At 45.8% G+C, this 14,469-nt stretch carries 14 protein-coding genes; 12 read left to right on the top strand and 2 right to left on the bottom strand.

The features are described 5' to 3' along the window. Positions 1 to 46: 46 nt before the first annotated feature. Both GON05_RS02375 and GON05_RS39010 read right to left on the bottom strand, forming a co-directional pair. Complete coding sequence (locus GON05_RS02375) at positions 47 to 283, bottom strand: hypothetical protein (RefSeq protein WP_157317651.1); 237 nt, start codon at positions 281 to 283, stop codon at positions 47 to 49. 437 nt (positions 284 to 720) lie between these two features. Beyond that, positions 721 to 984: a hypothetical protein gene (locus GON05_RS39010; RefSeq protein ID WP_221435199.1), complete on the bottom strand. Its 264-nt coding sequence runs from the start codon at positions 982 to 984 to the stop codon at positions 721 to 723. A gap of 206 nt (positions 985 to 1,190) precedes the next feature. On the opposite strand from GON05_RS39010, the gene GON05_RS02380 reads away from it, so the two are divergent. The 12 genes from GON05_RS02380 (at position 1,191) to GON05_RS02435 (ending at position 14,450) form a co-directional block, all read left to right on the top strand. Next, complete coding sequence (locus GON05_RS02380; RefSeq protein ID WP_157317652.1) at positions 1,191 to 2,984, top strand: sensor histidine kinase; 1,794 nt, start codon at positions 1,191 to 1,193, stop codon at positions 2,982 to 2,984. Then, on the top strand, positions 2,950 to 3,753 hold the full coding sequence (locus tag GON05_RS02385; RefSeq protein WP_157317653.1) for a response regulator: 804 nt from the start codon (positions 2,950 to 2,952) through the stop codon (positions 3,751 to 3,753). The genes GON05_RS02380 and GON05_RS02385 overlap by 35 nt, the downstream gene beginning before the upstream one ends. Before the next feature lie 114 nt (positions 3,754 to 3,867). Continuing rightward, entirely contained in the window at positions 3,868 to 5,226 is a 1,359-nt protein-coding gene (locus GON05_RS02390; RefSeq protein ID WP_157317654.1) for an extracellular solute-binding protein, read from the top strand. Between the two features lie 82 nt (positions 5,227 to 5,308). Continuing rightward, positions 5,309 to 6,190, top strand: a complete 882-nt coding sequence (locus GON05_RS02395; RefSeq protein ID WP_127457874.1) for a carbohydrate ABC transporter permease — start codon at positions 5,309 to 5,311, stop codon at positions 6,188 to 6,190. Positions 6,191 to 6,221: 31 nt separating this feature from the next. Then, a complete protein-coding gene (locus tag GON05_RS02400) occupies positions 6,222 to 7,091 on the top strand; it encodes a carbohydrate ABC transporter permease (RefSeq protein WP_246069314.1) in 870 nt (289 codons plus the stop codon). 191 nt (positions 7,092 to 7,282) lie between these two features. Continuing rightward, positions 7,283 to 8,191 carry an EamA family transporter RarD gene (gene rarD, locus GON05_RS02405; protein ID WP_157317655.1) on the top strand — a complete coding sequence of 303 codons (909 nt, stop codon included), beginning with the start codon at positions 7,283 to 7,285 and terminating at the stop codon, positions 8,189 to 8,191. A gap of 365 nt (positions 8,192 to 8,556) precedes the next feature. Continuing rightward, entirely contained in the window at positions 8,557 to 9,138 is a 582-nt protein-coding gene (locus tag GON05_RS02410; RefSeq protein WP_157317656.1) for a hypothetical protein, read from the top strand. A gap of 81 nt (positions 9,139 to 9,219) precedes the next feature. Continuing rightward, complete coding sequence (locus GON05_RS02415) at positions 9,220 to 9,570, top strand: hypothetical protein (protein WP_157317657.1); 351 nt, start codon at positions 9,220 to 9,222, stop codon at positions 9,568 to 9,570. 441 nt (positions 9,571 to 10,011) lie between these two features. Beyond that, the gene (locus GON05_RS02420; RefSeq protein WP_127457871.1) at positions 10,012 to 10,878 is read left to right on the top strand and encodes a MurR/RpiR family transcriptional regulator; all 867 of its coding nucleotides are present in this window, start codon (positions 10,012 to 10,014) and stop codon (positions 10,876 to 10,878) included. A 179-nt stretch (positions 10,879 to 11,057) separates the two neighbouring features. After that, positions 11,058 to 11,972, top strand: coding sequence for an N-acetylmuramic acid 6-phosphate etherase (gene murQ / locus GON05_RS02425; RefSeq protein WP_127457870.1), 915 nt, complete (start codon positions 11,058 to 11,060; stop codon positions 11,970 to 11,972). A gap of 31 nt (positions 11,973 to 12,003) precedes the next feature. Next, positions 12,004 to 13,443, top strand: a complete 1,440-nt coding sequence (locus tag GON05_RS02430; protein ID WP_157317658.1) for an ABC transporter substrate-binding protein — start codon at positions 12,004 to 12,006, stop codon at positions 13,441 to 13,443. 101 nt (positions 13,444 to 13,544) lie between these two features. Beyond that, on the top strand, positions 13,545 to 14,450 hold the full coding sequence (locus tag GON05_RS02435; RefSeq protein ID WP_157317659.1) for a carbohydrate ABC transporter permease: 906 nt from the start codon (positions 13,545 to 13,547) through the stop codon (positions 14,448 to 14,450). The last annotated feature ends 19 nt before the right edge of the window (positions 14,451 to 14,469 follow it).

The raw sequence follows: 14,469 nt of genomic DNA on the forward strand, positions 1-14,469 counted from the left end.
CTGCCTCGCGCTAAGTGACTGATCTGCTCGGCCTGCCCGCCACGCACTAAGTAACCCATCCGCTCAGCCTGCCCGCCTCGCACCAAGTAACCACTCTGCGCAGCCTGTCCGCCTCGCGCCAGGTAACCACTCTGCGCAGCCTGCCCGCCTCGCACCAAGTAACTACTCTGCGCAGCCTGTCCGCCTCGCACCAGGTAACCACTCTGCGCAGCCTGCCCGCCTCGCACCAAGTGACCCATCCGCTCAGCCTGCTCGCCTCGCACCAAGTGACCCATCCGCTCAACCTGCTCGCCTCGCATCAAGTAACCCATCCGCTCAGCCTGCTCGCCTCGCACCAAGTAACCCATCCGCTCAGCCTGCCCGCCTCGCACCAGGTAACCACTCTGCGCAGCCTGCCCGCCTCGAACTAAGTAACCATTCTGCTCAGTCTGTCCACCTCGCACCAGGTAACCACTCTGCGCAGCCTGCCCGCCTCGCACTAAGTAACCATACTGCTCAGTCTATCCGCCTCGCACCAAGTAACCCATCCGCTCAGCCTGCGCGCCCCGCACTAAGTAACCACCCCCCCGCTGCATCACTGCCCCGCACGATAGCACTCACCCCCATGTCTCTGTTGTACTTTCTACAACATAGAACAGCATTAACCCTCACCCCACCACTCTTCATTGCACAAAGTACAATGAATTCAACCTAAATAGCGCAAAAACCGTGCTATTCTACCTAAAACGTTGTAAAAAATACAACGTAGAAGGCGACAACGGCCGAACTGAGGCCAAAATGCTGCACAAAGTGCAACATAGAGAATCCGCGGCCATTATTGGAAACCACCATTGGAAAAAATCCAATGACAAACCCATTTTGGCAAAGAAATGGCACACTTCGTTGGAGTAATTCCAACGAAGCAGCAAAATCCGCCTCATATAAGCAGATTTGACCAGAAGTGAGTGGATTCTGTCCAATGAAATCACACATTTGGCTTCTCATGAAGCCCCTTTATTGGATTTCATCCAATGCAGCACGCACACCCACAGTAGGTCGTGGCGCAAGGCAAGCAGTTATGGCAATTGAACTGGCACTCAGTCCAGGTCGCCAATTTTAATCTGAGAAAGCTGGTAGGCAATTTCACATGTCTGTAGTATGATTTGGCGAGAAACATGTGCACGAATCCAGACGGAAAAGGGGAACCCCACATGTGGCAGAAGGTGGCTAATTGGAATACACTGCGCAATCAAATGCTGGCCGGCTTCGTTTTTGTTATGATCATCGTGCTAATTTGCGCTGGAGCCATTACGTTCAACTCGGTGTCGACCCTCCTGAACACGAAAGCGGAAACACAGATGAAGCAAATCGCCTCGCAAGCGAACGGCAGACTCGAAGCGATCCTCACGCAAATTGACACGCTAACGCTGCAGGCCGTCAATGACGCCTATCTACAGCAGCTGTTTCTTTCCAATGTGCAAGGTAAAGAGGTGACTTTTAGCGAGCGGCAGGCGTTGTCGAAAATTGCCAATCATATACAAGCTTATAGTGGTGTAAGCAATGTGGAGTTGTACACTACGGGTTTTGTACGGTTGTTCCCACTGGATGATCAAAAGATGTCCGATCGGGTGGACAACCATTGGATTGAGCAGGCGGACAAGGAAAAAGGAAAGCTGGTCTGGATCGGGAATGATCCAAAGGAACCCGGCACCGTTCTAGCGATTCGAAGGATCAATTTAATTGACCGTTGGTTTTCGAATGGCGGTTATTTGCTTGTCCGAATTAACAGCAGCTATTTTGATTTTCAGAAACAGTTAACGGACACAGGCAGCCACCAGGAATTGCTGGTGCTTGCAGACAGCTCAGGAACACCGATCATACCGGATGGTGATGTCACGGACGGTGTGGGCGAATTGATGCAGACCTCCTCTCAGACGGTAACGATCAAACAGAAGCGCTACATTTTGGTGAAGCAGCCATCAGAACAAACCGGATGGACGCTTATGATTTTGTATCCGGTCAGCGATATTACCGATGGGATCTCTGTACTGCGTTGGGCCATTATCGTATCCGGGGCGATTGGGTCGGTGTTGTTCATTATTCTCTCGTTTTTGCTCTCGATGATGATTACTCGGCCCATTCTAAGGCTTATGAGAGCTATGAGAAATACGCGGCAAGGCGTGCTGACGCCGAATCTTACGAAAACGTATACAACAGAGCTGAACGATCTGAATATGACCTACAATCAAATGGTAGACAACATCAACGGTCTCATTAAATTGGTTTATGAAAAAGAGGTCATCCAAAGCCGCACGGAACTGCAAGCGCTTCAAGCGCAGATTGATCCGCATTTTTTATACAATACGCTGGAAGCTTTGTACTGGTCTTTGCAGGATAAAGATGAGGAGGAACTCGCTGATCTTGTTGTTGCGATGTCGGATTTGTTCCGCTATGTCATCGGCAGCCCCAATAAGGATGAATGGGTGTCGATGGGAGAGGAATTGGAGCACATTAAGCGGTATTTGAGCATTATGGGTGTGAGGTTCGGCTCTCGCCTGGTCTGGGAAATCAATATTGACGATGCGTACAATCATGTTCTCATCCCAAAACTGTTGATTCAACCTCTCGTGGAAAATGCGATCCTACACGGTTTAGAAGGAAAAACGGATCCTGGTCTCATCACGATCCGCGTAGAGCCTTCACCTTTGGAAGCTGCGGAGCTGCGAATCACGGTCAGCGATGACGGACCGGGCATGAGCGAGCAGAAGCTCCAAGCCGTCAAGGATGCGATGGAACGCGGCGGTGCACCGTCGGGCAAAGGAAAGGGCATGGCGATTTCCAATGTCCAGCGTCGCATTCAATTATATTACCCAGAACTCGCAGAGGGCAGCAGAGGCTTGTCCATCCACAGTATTCCGCGCCAAGGGACAAGCGTCAGCTTCGACATTCCGATTCATAAGGAGGATAACGATGATTCCACCAAGCAAAACCATACTGATCGTTGATGATGAGCCGCTAACGAGAGAAGGCATCCGCAAAACGCTCGAAGCCTGGTCGATCGGCCGCTATCACATCTTAAGCAGCAGCAACGGAACTGAAGCGCTGGAAGTGCTGAATACCCGCCCGGTGCATCTGCTTATCACCGATATTCGCATGCCGGAGATCAGCGGATTGCAAGTCGTAGAGGACTCGCGCAATACAGGACATAAGCCTGTCGTTATCGTCATCTCGGGGCATCCCGATTTCCAATATGCTCAAACCGCGATTCAGCTAGGGGTCGTAAACTATTTGCTAAAACCGATCAAAAAGAGCAAGCTCCTTGAAGCCGTCGAGCAGGCGCTGCAGATTGAAGAGGAACGCGGGCGCGTGGAAACGATGGAGAAAATGGTCGATTCTCGGCTCATGCAGGCCAAAACCGTCTCCATGAACTATAGCCCTCCAGTCAGGCAAGCCGTGCTCTATGTAGAGGAGCATCTTCAGGAACCTCTCGGTATGAGCGAGGTGGCAGGGCATATTCATTTGAACCCGAGCTATTTTAGCGCTCTTTTTAAGGAGCAGACAGGTTTCACTTTCAGTGAATATGTCACGAGGAGCCGGATTCAGAAAGCGAAGGAACTGCTTTTGCAAACCAGGCTGACGATTGCGGACATTTCCGAACAGGTCGGGTACCAGACATCGAAGTATTTTATTAAACTGTTCAAAGATTATGAAGGCATCAGCCCGAATCAATACCGCAAGCAGGCGAATGAGAACGAAGAGAACATGGAAACCTAACATTAGAAACCCAAAAATAGTGGTATATTTCCCGATAGCCGTTACTCCCTGCCGTCGCAATGAAAGCGCTACAATAATATTCGTAGCAAACATAGTTTAAGGGGGAAACAACGCATGGCAAGAAAAACGCTTACATGGACGATGACGACGATGCTTAGTCTCGGTTTGGTTCTATCCGGGTGCTCCAGTTCTACGACAGAGAACGCCAGCTCACCGCAGCCAGCCAAAGAAACAGCCAAGGCAGCCGCAGAAAGCGCGCAACCAGCTAAGAAAGTAACGATCAAAATGATGCACCTCTGGCCGACCGGTAACTCCGCAACGCAAAACAAAATTGTAAACGATATCATTAAAGAGTATCAAACGGCAAATCCGAATGTGACGATTGAACAAGAAGTGCTTGAGAATGAGCAATATAAAAATAAAATGAAGGTCCTGTCCACTTCCAACGCATTGCCGGATGTAGGCTTTACATGGGCTGCTGGCTACATGGATCCTTATGTAAAAGGCGATATGTTCGCTCCGCTAGACGACCTGCTGCAAGGCGATTTGAAAGATAAATTCGTTAACGGAACGACGAACGCTTATGCTTTTGGCGGCAAAACCTACGGGCTTCCCGTGGAATTGAACATCGTGCCGGTGTACTACAATAAAGCGATATTCGCGAAATATAACCTGCAAGTGCCGAAAACCTATGATGAGTTTAAAAATGTGGTTAAAACGCTCAGCTCTAACGGTGTTGCCCCAATCGCGCTTGGGAACAAGGACCGCTGGACCGGCTCCCTGTGGTACATGTACCTGGCCGACCGTATCGGCGGACCGGAAACATTGAAGAAAGCCATTGACCGCTCCGGCTCATTCAATGATCCTGGTTTGGTTCGCGCAGCTTCCGAAATTACCCAACTGGTTGATATGAACGGGTTCAACAAAGGCTTCAATGGACTTTCCAATGATGAGGGCAAAGCCGAATTCATGAACAGCAAAGCGGCTATGTACATGATGGGAACATGGGAACTGCCGAATTACACAACGAATAAAGATGTTCCACAAGCGTTTAAGGATCAAATCGGCTTCTTTAAATTCCCGACCGTCGATGGCGGCAAAGGAAACCTGGACAGCTGGGTTGGCGGACCGGGCGTAGGCTTGTTCGTTGCCAACAACTCGAAGGTCAAAGAGGAGTCCAAGAAATTCGTTTCCTTCTTCGTTCAGAAGTGGGGCGAGCACGCGATTTCCGAAGCGGGTGTGATTCCGGCGACGAAAGTAGATACTTCCAAGGTGAAGCTGCCGCAAATGTACATTGACTTGTTAAATGAACTTAATAAAGCAAGCAACATCACGTTGTTCGCTGACGTACAGATGAAACCGGCTTCCGCAGAAGTTCACTTGAACATGATTCAAGCGTTGTTCGGCAAAGCAGTCACGCCGGAAGAGTTTGCGAAAAAGCATGAAGAAGCCTTGGCCAAAGAAGGTAAGTAACCACATGAATCGAGTGGGAAGGGCATACCCCGACGCGCGGTATGTCCTTTTCCTTTATCGGTAAGGAAGGGAAGTGTCCGTTATGGATAAAGTCATGTCCAATAAATCCATGATCGCTTTGTACGTCATTCCCTCGTTACTTCTGGTTGTGGCCCTGATCTACATGCCGATCGTCATGACGGGCTATTACGGATTAATGAAGTGGGACGGCGTCGGTAAAATGAGCTTTATCGGCTTGCAAAATTACATGGAGCTGCTTCGAGATGAGCTGTTCTGGAGCAGTGCGAAGCATTCTTTTCTACTTGCTATTTTTTCAGCGTTGAGCTTGCTCGTCTACTTGTTGGTAGCGTTGGTGCTATCAGCCAATCTTCGTGGAGCCAATCTGTTTCGCAAAGTATATTTAATTCCGATGCTGCTGTCCTCAGTAGCAATTGCCCAACTATGGCTGAAAATTTTCCACCCGACGAACGGAATGCTTAATCATATCCTGACGTCGCTGGGGGTCCAGCATACACCTGAATGGCTCTCGAATCCATCGATTGTTCTTTATGCGATTTTTATTCCGATCCTGTGGCAGTACGCGGGATTCTACATTCTGATTTATTATGCCGCTTTGAAAAATGTGCCCAGTTCGCTGATTGAATCAGCGCGTATCGACGGCGCTAGCCCATGGCGAATTGCCTTATCCATTCGTATTCCTCTGATCGCCGAAGTCATGAAAGTGACTGTAGTCCTTGCAGTTGTAGGGTCGCTGAAATATTTTGACCTAATCTATGTGATGACAGGCGGGGGGCCGAATGGTGCCAGTGAAGTTATGGCCTCCTACATGTACCGTAAGGCGTTCAAAGGCTACGATTTCGGCTACGCCAGCGCGATTGGCTTTTTCCTGTTGATCATCTGTCTCGTTGTGACATGGCTGATTCGCAAAGCAACGGCATCCAAAGATAACATCCAGTATTCGTAACGAAAGGAGCTTGATTAAGATGAATATCGAAATGATTGAGCGTCAAGCGCAGCCTCAAATCATGCGGAGCAAGCTGCCGGGACGGATTGGATATGGCGTGCTGTATGCTATTTTGACGATCGTTGCTGTGATTCAGGTCGTTCCTTTGTTATGGCTTATGCTGTTTTCGTTAAAAAATAACGAAGAAATCTTTAATCTGGCGCCAATGGCCTTTCCGGAACGGCTGCGCTGGGAAAATTATGAGAAGGTGTGGACGCAGGGCCATATCAATAATTACTTTTTCAACAGTGTCTGGATGACTGTGGTTTCTGTAGCGGTTACGGTGTTGTTGGCCAGCCTGGTCACCTTCGCATTAACGCGGATGAAGTGGAAGCTGCAATCCTTCGTGCTTGGCCTGTTCATGGTTGGATTGATGATCCCGGTACACTCGACGTTGATCCCGCTGTTCAGTTTTTTCACAAAAACACATCTAACCAATCACCCGCTATCCATCATCCTGTCGTACATCTCGTTCAATCTGCCGATTACGATTATGATCATGCTCGGATTCTACTACACACTGCCTCGTGAGGTGGAAGAAGCGGCTGTCATGGATGGCTGCTCGGTGAACCGCATGTTCTTCAGCATCACGCTGCCGATGACCGTATCGGTGCTTTCCACGGCTGTTATTATTAATATGATCTACAATTGGAACGAGTTTATTTTCGTCAATACCTTCATTAGTTCCGAGAAATATAAAACGCTAACCGTCGGGGTGCAAAATTTCATCGGTCAATATACGACGGACTGGGGAGCTATCGGCGCTACGTTGATGATCAGTATTTTGCCGATTCTGCTGGCTTTCCTGCTGCTCAGCAATCGCATCGTAGAAGGTATTGCTGCGGGTTCTGTTAAAGGGTAATAAAATCATAGGGTGTCCACTTTTGAAACTCTCGTCTATCGGGGGTTTATTTTTTTGTGAAAAAGTGGACTTAACTAGGTACGGACAGATGTGACACTCTATGTTACAATAGGACAATGCAAAATTGACCCGCGGATGATACGACTAGATTCACAGGGGTCTGTAATTAGATATTGAAAGAAGGTTTGACTATGAAAAAAGGGCTCTGGTACGCCATTATAGCTTATATCGCATGGGGCTTGCTGCCTGTTTATTGGAGATCGTTTGAGTCGCTGCTGGCAGGGGAAATCTTGGCACACCGTGTCATTTGGTCATTTGTTTTTATGGGTCTGCTTCTATTCGTAGGCCGAGGCAAGATGACGCAGCTCCGAAACATGTTTACCAACCGCAAGACTTTGCTCGTGGTCGCGGCAAGCTCGATCCTGATTTCGTCCAACTGGCTGATCTTCATCTGGGCTGTTAACAATGGCCATGTCATTGAGACGAGTATCGGATATTACATTACCCCGTTGTTTAATGTCATGCTCGCCGTCCTGTTTCTGCGGGAAAAGCCGAACTTTAGCCAGTGGATTGCTGTCGTTTTGGCGGGAGCCGGCGTTTTGGTAGCTACGATCGACTACGGCAGATTCCCGTGGGTATCTTTGTCGCTGGCGGCATCATTTGGCGTTTATAGCCTGGTGAAAAAGAAGGTGTCCTACGAAGCATCGGTTGGACTGGCTGGGGAAACCGCGTTCGTTTTTCCTATCGCTGTCGCATATATCGTTTACTTGCATTTCACTCATCATGAAGCGGCTTGGTCGCTTCCTACTGTTTCGTTTGTGCTGCTTTTATTGTCAGGCGCGGTAACGGCTTTGCCTTTGCTGTGGTTTGCCAAAGCAGCCGCGCGGCTTCCGTTATCGATGCTGGGCTTCATCCAATACATCGGACCTTCGATTACGCTGCTGCTCAGCATTTTCGTATTTAAGGAGAAGTTTTCGCCGGTGCTGTTTATCAGCTTCTCCCTGATCTGGGCGGCGCTTATCGTCTACGCGTTGGCGTCGATGCGGGTGGCTAGGACGAACGCCGCTACTGCTAATGCTGCTGCTGCGGAGGCGGGGTAAGTTTGGTTTGGGTGCATAACCATCTAAGGGGATGTACCTCAGATAAGAGTGCTCTTCTTTTTAATTGTACAAACTACAAAGTTAATAGGGGCAACCCCAGAAGCATTTCAGTTGCATAAGTACAGTGGAATAAAGCATTTGTTCGTGTTAGAACGGACGATGCTTTTTTTTTATATCTATGAAATAATTTTGTTCAATCTAAATCTAATTAAAAGGGATGAATTGTAAAAAAAAGATTGACTAGTAATATATGGGAATATATATTGTTATTATATGGTTTTAATAGAAGAAAATCATATAAGAAACTTTTATTGTATTGTATGGTGGCCGCCTTCAATAAATAAATTATTTGAGGGAGAAATTTTATGACCAAGCGTATCACTAGCTTCCTTTTAGCGATCTTCACAATTCTTACATTATTTTCAGGTATCAGTTCTGCAAACTCAACCCAAGATGATATTAAAGCTCGTACAATAAGATCATATCCAGGAACTACTGTTACAATAATGAAAGGTGATATTCTAGTTACCAATAATACGTCAAGCTCAGGCCTCACAGGACATGCTGGAATCGTAATAAACGATAGTGGAGATGTCGCTTCAATTGCAGGATATGGTTATCATCCGGCAATTCAATCGATTGGTGTTTGGTATAGTAATAATCCTAACACCAAAGTGGTTCGCTATTATTCATCACTTTCAGCCGCGCTTGCGGGTGATTGGGCTGCGAACTATGTTTACACACATCCAACAACTCCTTATGGCTTAATTAATACACTGGGCAATCAAAATGAAGTATACTGCTCAAAAATTCCATGGATGTCATACTACTATGGAGCTAATGTTGCTATTGATGGTAAATCTCCAATGGCAAGCACCATTTATGGACCATACTTATTTTTGGCGGCATCTGGATTTAATGTTGTTTCAATCTCTGGAACCTGGTAATATTTTGTATTATATCAATAGGAACGGAAGTTATTACTAGCTTCCGTTCCTTGTTTTTAATTAACTAGGAGGAGTGAATTCGTGCGAATATTTTGGGTGATCACGTTACTAGTTGTGACAAGTATGTTTATTGTTTTTTATGGTCATTCTCAAAAAAATAGAGATCAAAAATTAATTAGTGGACTGAATAATATTACATCAGCGGAACAACTAAATTATAAATCCGATCAAAAGGCGATAAATGAAATTATTTCTAAAAAACATCCACTAAATATTGCTATCGTTTCGAGTGAAAAGACACTTGACTATAGCTATACTTATGTTGTAAGCATAGATGGAGAACTACTTAATATCAGAATAATTTGCTATACGTACCCTTTTAATTTCACGTTATTCGAAAACTGGAAAATAAATCAAATTACCCGGAGTTAAATGTGTAAAAGTTATTTTAACGTCAACATTTTATAATAAAACTAGTGAGTTAGCTTATATAACGGATCACAGTTTATCACATCTCCGCTCACGTTTGAGTCAGCAAAGTATTACGGGCTATCTATCATACAAGTCTTAATGGACTTGTATGATAGATAGCTTTTTTTATGGCTGCAATCAATTCCCAGGTTGCGGTTTTCTCGGAATAATGAAGCTTTAGTGCATCGAATCCTATATCTACAGGGCCGTACTTTGAGTTTGGAGCAATTATTTGCTCTGGAATTTAATTTTACAATGGTAAATATTCGCTGAAATAAAATTTCTTGATTGGCGACTGGGAATCCGTTAGGATAGGAGAAGATCATCTTGTATTTTCAAAAAAATATTCGTATGATATTAGTAATTTTAGCTCAGATAATATATGGCGAGTAGGGAAGAGCGATGGCAATTAACGATAACATTTTGATCAAAATTCGGGATATGAAAGAAAGTCTTACGCCTGTAGAGAAACTGGTGGCCGAGTATGTCTTAGAGAACTTGGAAGAGATTCCTCACTTATCGATTAAGAGTCTCGCACAGTTGACGAAAACGAGCGACGCATCGGTGCTGCGGTTCTGCAAAACGATGGGTTACAAAGGTTACCGTAATTTTATCGTCAGCATCTCTGCTTCAATTGGCTCTATGGATGACGAGCAGAAGGATCAGTATACCGATATTCAGCCTGGGGACGATCTTTCGATTATTATCTCTAACATTTCCCGCAACAATAGCAAATCAATTGAAGATACCTTAAGTGTGATTGATAAAAATGAAATCGCCCGCGCGGTGAAGGTGCTGCGTGAGAGCAGCCGGATTGTTTTCTTCGGGATTGGCGCATCCGGATTGGTGTGCATTGACGCGGAGCAGAAGTTTTCGCGGATTAACAAGATGTGCCATAGCTACACAGACGGACACAGCCAACTCACCAATGCCACACTTCTTGATAAATCAGATGTAGCCATCTTTATTTCCAACTCCGGCAGCACGATTGAAATTATTGAATCGCTGGACATTGTCAAAAAGAATGGCGCTACGGTCATCGCTATTACGAAATATAACAAAAGCGAGTTAGCGGAAAAGGCGGACATCGTGCTCAGCATTTCGACACCTGAGGTTACAATCCGCAGTGGGGCAATGGGTTCGCGTATTGCTATGCTAACGGTTATTGATATTCTTTTTGCTGGAGTCGCCAGCGCAGAGTACAAAAAAGTGAAGAAATATTTGTCCAAAACACATGATATCATCGCTAGCATCAAACACCGCAAATGAATAAGAAAGACAACGGCTAAGCATCATAAAGTCGTTGTCTTTTTTTTGTCGTATTCCAAAATAAAAATTCAAATTTTTTTTGTAAAATAAAATAAAATTTCAAAAAGTATTGACCATGGTGAAATTTTTCGCTAGTATGAAATTAGAAACTTAAAGAAACAGGATAGGAGGATGAGACAATGGATGAGTATCTGTCGGGGTTGACTACGGAAGAGATTAATGAGAAAACACTGATGATCGACGAATGTACAACAGAACAAATGCTGCATTTGATGAATGAGCAGGATGCGACAGTTCCCGCAGCCGTAGGAGCGGAGATTCCGCAGATTATGAAAGCGGTTGACATTTTGCATCATGCACTGAAAAATGGTGGCAGAATGTTCTACGTAGGGGCCGGATCTTCTGGCAGACTCGGTGTGCTCGACGCTTCTGAATGTCCTCCTACTTTTGGTGTAGATGCCATGCTGGTGCAAGGTCATATTGCTGGAGGCGACGTGGCCCTAAGATTTGCGGTTGAAGGATTTGAGGATAACGCAGAAGAAGGGGTCGCACTTATTGAGCGTTGCGGAGTGACTGACAAAGATGTGGTTATTGGGATTACAGCTAGTGGAAGCGCACAATTCGTCATTGCTGCTTTGAGAAAAGCGAAGGAAATTGGGGCTGCGACAATCGGCGTTGTAAATAACAAAAACTCGAAATTAGCGCCTGTCTGCGACGTATGCATCGCGCCTGTCGTTGGGCCGGAAGTCATTATGGGATCCACCCGTTTGAAAGCGGGGACAGCACAGAAGCTGGTTCTAAATATGCTTACGACTTGTACGATGGTCAAATTAGGGAAGACTTATAACAACCTAATGGTTGACATGAAAGCAAGTAATATCAAATTGCGTGATCGTTCCGTACGGATTATTCGGGCGGCATCAGGCGTTGACGATGCGACTGCGATCGCCCATTTGGAAGCTGCTTCCATGAATTGTAAACTAGCCATCATGATGATCAAAACAGGCATGAATGCCGCGGACGCTGAACAAGCCCTGCAGCAAAGTGAAGGAAGTTTGAAAAGAGCCATACGTACCTTTGTTCAAGTTGTGTAAATAACTGAAATTATTAGGAGGTCTGTTTTTCATGAAAAGAAAAATGCCCGTATTAGCATCCGTTGTAGCTTTAACAATGGCTTTAACCGCTTGTGGTGGCGCTTCAGGCACGAAAGAATCAAGTTCACCGGCTGCATCAGCTCCAGCTGCAAGTGCTGGTGCTTCAACAGCGAAAGATACCATTACGGCACTTTTGCCGCCGGTTTCACCGAACTACCAAAAAACTTTCGAACAAATGTCCAAAGATTTTAATGCGTTATATCCTAATCTGACGTTGAAAATCGAACCGGCTAGCTGGGAAGATATGAAGCAGAAATTGGATACACAAGTGAATGCGGGCAGCCCGCCGGATATTGCATTCGGAGGCTCTGACGGTATCCCGAAATACGTGCAGCAAGGTTTGCTCATGGACATCACGGATACAGCAACTCCTGAAATGATTAATGATTATGACAAAGCTCCACTTGATTACATGAAAAATGGCAAAGGTCTTTACGGCTTCCCGGCGTACATGGAAGTACACGCATTGGGTGGAAATAAAGAGTTCCTAGAAAAAGCAGGAATCGATTGGAAAAAAGTACAGACAAACGGCTGGACGTATGACGAATTCCGTCAAGCGATCAAAAAAGGCGTAGTTACTGAAAACGGCAAAACGCGTTACGGTTTTGTGTTTGCGGTGAAAGGCGTTGCTGCAGTTGACTACTTGGGTATTATGGCGAAAAATGCCGGTATGCCGAACGCATTTGATAAAGATTTGAAATATGCATACACTAGCAAAAATTACTTGGGCCTACTGAAAGACCTTCGTCAGCTGATTGATGACGGATCCATGCCGAAAGAGCTTAGCTCCGTAGACGCTGGTAAACGTTGGAATATGTTCTTGACAGGTCAAACGATGATCACAGGTAAAGGTCTTGCCGTGTTTGAGAACTCTGCAAAAGCAAACAACGCAAAACTGAAAGCAAATGATGCAAGTGCAGTAAAAGATTCCATCCCTGTTGATTATGTCGTATTGCCGGCTCCGACTTTCCAAGGTGCTAAACAATCCGCTGCTGCTGTCGTTGACGGTTACATGACGTTCCGCGGTAAAAAGGAACCAACTGCCGAGCACAAAGCAAACGTTGTAAAAGCGGCTTACTTCCTAGCTAGCGGCAAAAATGCGGCGACAACAAATAATGATTTGTTCTCCGCACACATCACGCAAAGCGCTAAAAAAGCGGCTGAAAGCATGAAAATTGAGAGAAGCCCTGAGAACGTGGCTGCTGTTGAATATATGCTTAAAAATGCAACGCCAGCTCGTTCCGATATCCCAAGTGAACTAGGCGCTAAAGCGATTAAATTGGAAACGGAAGTTATCGTTCCTAAGTTCCAAGGTCTAATCGCAGGCGAAGTTACACCTGAAGCGATGTACGAAGCTGTGAAAACTGCTGCAATTGCTGCATTTGGTGCAGACGGCGTTGTAAAAGACTAATTAAAAACCGTACATTTCGGATAGTCGTGAAAGCAACTCACACGACTATCCGAACTATTTTAATCCGGGTTTTCTGAAACGGGGTTTGGGGGTTAGAGGAAATGGCAACGAATATCGCTAAACCGATAAAAAGAAGAGGAATCAAAGGAGAAGGTGTCTGGGGATATGCATTTATTGCCGTCGCTTTGGTTGTTTTTGCGATGTTCACCGCATATCCGGTTGTAAGTGCTTTTATTATCAGTCTCCAGGAATACAAACCTCTTGGTTCCACTTATGTTGGATTCGCCAATTATGCTTCTTCATTAAAAGATCCTTTGTTCTGGCAAGCCATGCGCAATACGGTCGTCTATACGATTCTGACCGTGCCGGTTAACTTGATCTTATCCATGGTAATCGCGATCTTGATTCTTCCGCTGAGGAAGAAAACGCAAGGATTCTTCAAAGGTATTTATTACTTGCCAGTCGTAGCATCCGGTGTTGCTTTATCTGTCGTATGGCTTTGGATCTTCGATCCGCTTGAGGGCGGGATTCTCAATCAACTGATTCATTTCTTCGGATTCAGCAATCAGAACTGGTTGGGTTCAAGTAAAACAGCCATGTTTTCTTTGGTCCTGATGTCTTGGCTATCCAGTCACGGCACAAGCATTATCATCTACCTGGCTGGACTTCTTGGCATTGATGATACGTTCTATGAAGCAGCGGAAATGGATGGCGCGAACTTCTTCCAGAAGCTGTGGTACATCGTTGTTCCTGCTTTGAAACCAGCTACGTTATTCCTACTGGTAACGGGTGTTATCGGTTCTTTCCAAGTGTTCCAGAACGCTTACCTGATGACCGGCGGTGGCCCGAACAATGCGACGACGATGGTTGGCCTACTGATTTTCAACAATGCCTTTACTTATTTTGAATTCGGTAAAGCCGCGGCACAATCGCTGATTCTAGCTGTTATTATCGCAGGGATTTCCGTTATTCAGTTCAAATTTGCAGGAAAAGATGTCGACTATTAAGAGAGGGGATGGATAAATA

It is taken from the genome of Paenibacillus anseongensis (genome assembly GCF_009757995.1).
GTDB lineage: Bacteria > Bacillota > Bacilli > Paenibacillales > NBRC-103111 > Paenibacillus_E > Paenibacillus_E chondroitinus.

Excerpts from the sequence above, each read along its gene's own strand:
- GON05_RS39010 (WP_221435199.1), bottom strand. The coding sequence starts at position 984 with ATGAGAAGCCAAATGTGTGATTTCATTGGACAGAATCCACTCACTTCT.
- GON05_RS02380 (WP_157317652.1), top strand. The coding sequence starts at position 1,191 with ATGTGGCAGAAGGTGGCTAATTGGAATACACTGCGCAATCAAATGCTG.
- GON05_RS02385 (WP_157317653.1), top strand. The coding sequence starts at position 2,950 with ATGATTCCACCAAGCAAAACCATACTGATCGTTGATGATGAGCCGCTA.
- GON05_RS02390 (WP_157317654.1), top strand. The coding sequence starts at position 3,868 with ATGGCAAGAAAAACGCTTACATGGACGATGACGACGATGCTTAGTCTC.
- GON05_RS02395 (WP_127457874.1), top strand. The coding sequence starts at position 5,309 with ATGGATAAAGTCATGTCCAATAAATCCATGATCGCTTTGTACGTCATT.
- GON05_RS02400 (WP_246069314.1), top strand. The coding sequence starts at position 6,222 with ATGATTGAGCGTCAAGCGCAGCCTCAAATCATGCGGAGCAAGCTGCCG.
- rarD (WP_157317655.1), top strand. The coding sequence starts at position 7,283 with ATGAAAAAAGGGCTCTGGTACGCCATTATAGCTTATATCGCATGGGGC.
- GON05_RS02410 (WP_157317656.1), top strand. The coding sequence starts at position 8,557 with ATGACCAAGCGTATCACTAGCTTCCTTTTAGCGATCTTCACAATTCTT.
- GON05_RS02420 (WP_127457871.1), top strand. The coding sequence starts at position 10,012 with ATGGCAATTAACGATAACATTTTGATCAAAATTCGGGATATGAAAGAA.
- murQ (WP_127457870.1), top strand. The coding sequence starts at position 11,058 with ATGGATGAGTATCTGTCGGGGTTGACTACGGAAGAGATTAATGAGAAA.
- GON05_RS02430 (WP_157317658.1), top strand. The coding sequence starts at position 12,004 with ATGAAAAGAAAAATGCCCGTATTAGCATCCGTTGTAGCTTTAACAATG.
- GON05_RS02435 (WP_157317659.1), top strand. The coding sequence starts at position 13,545 with ATGGCAACGAATATCGCTAAACCGATAAAAAGAAGAGGAATCAAAGGA.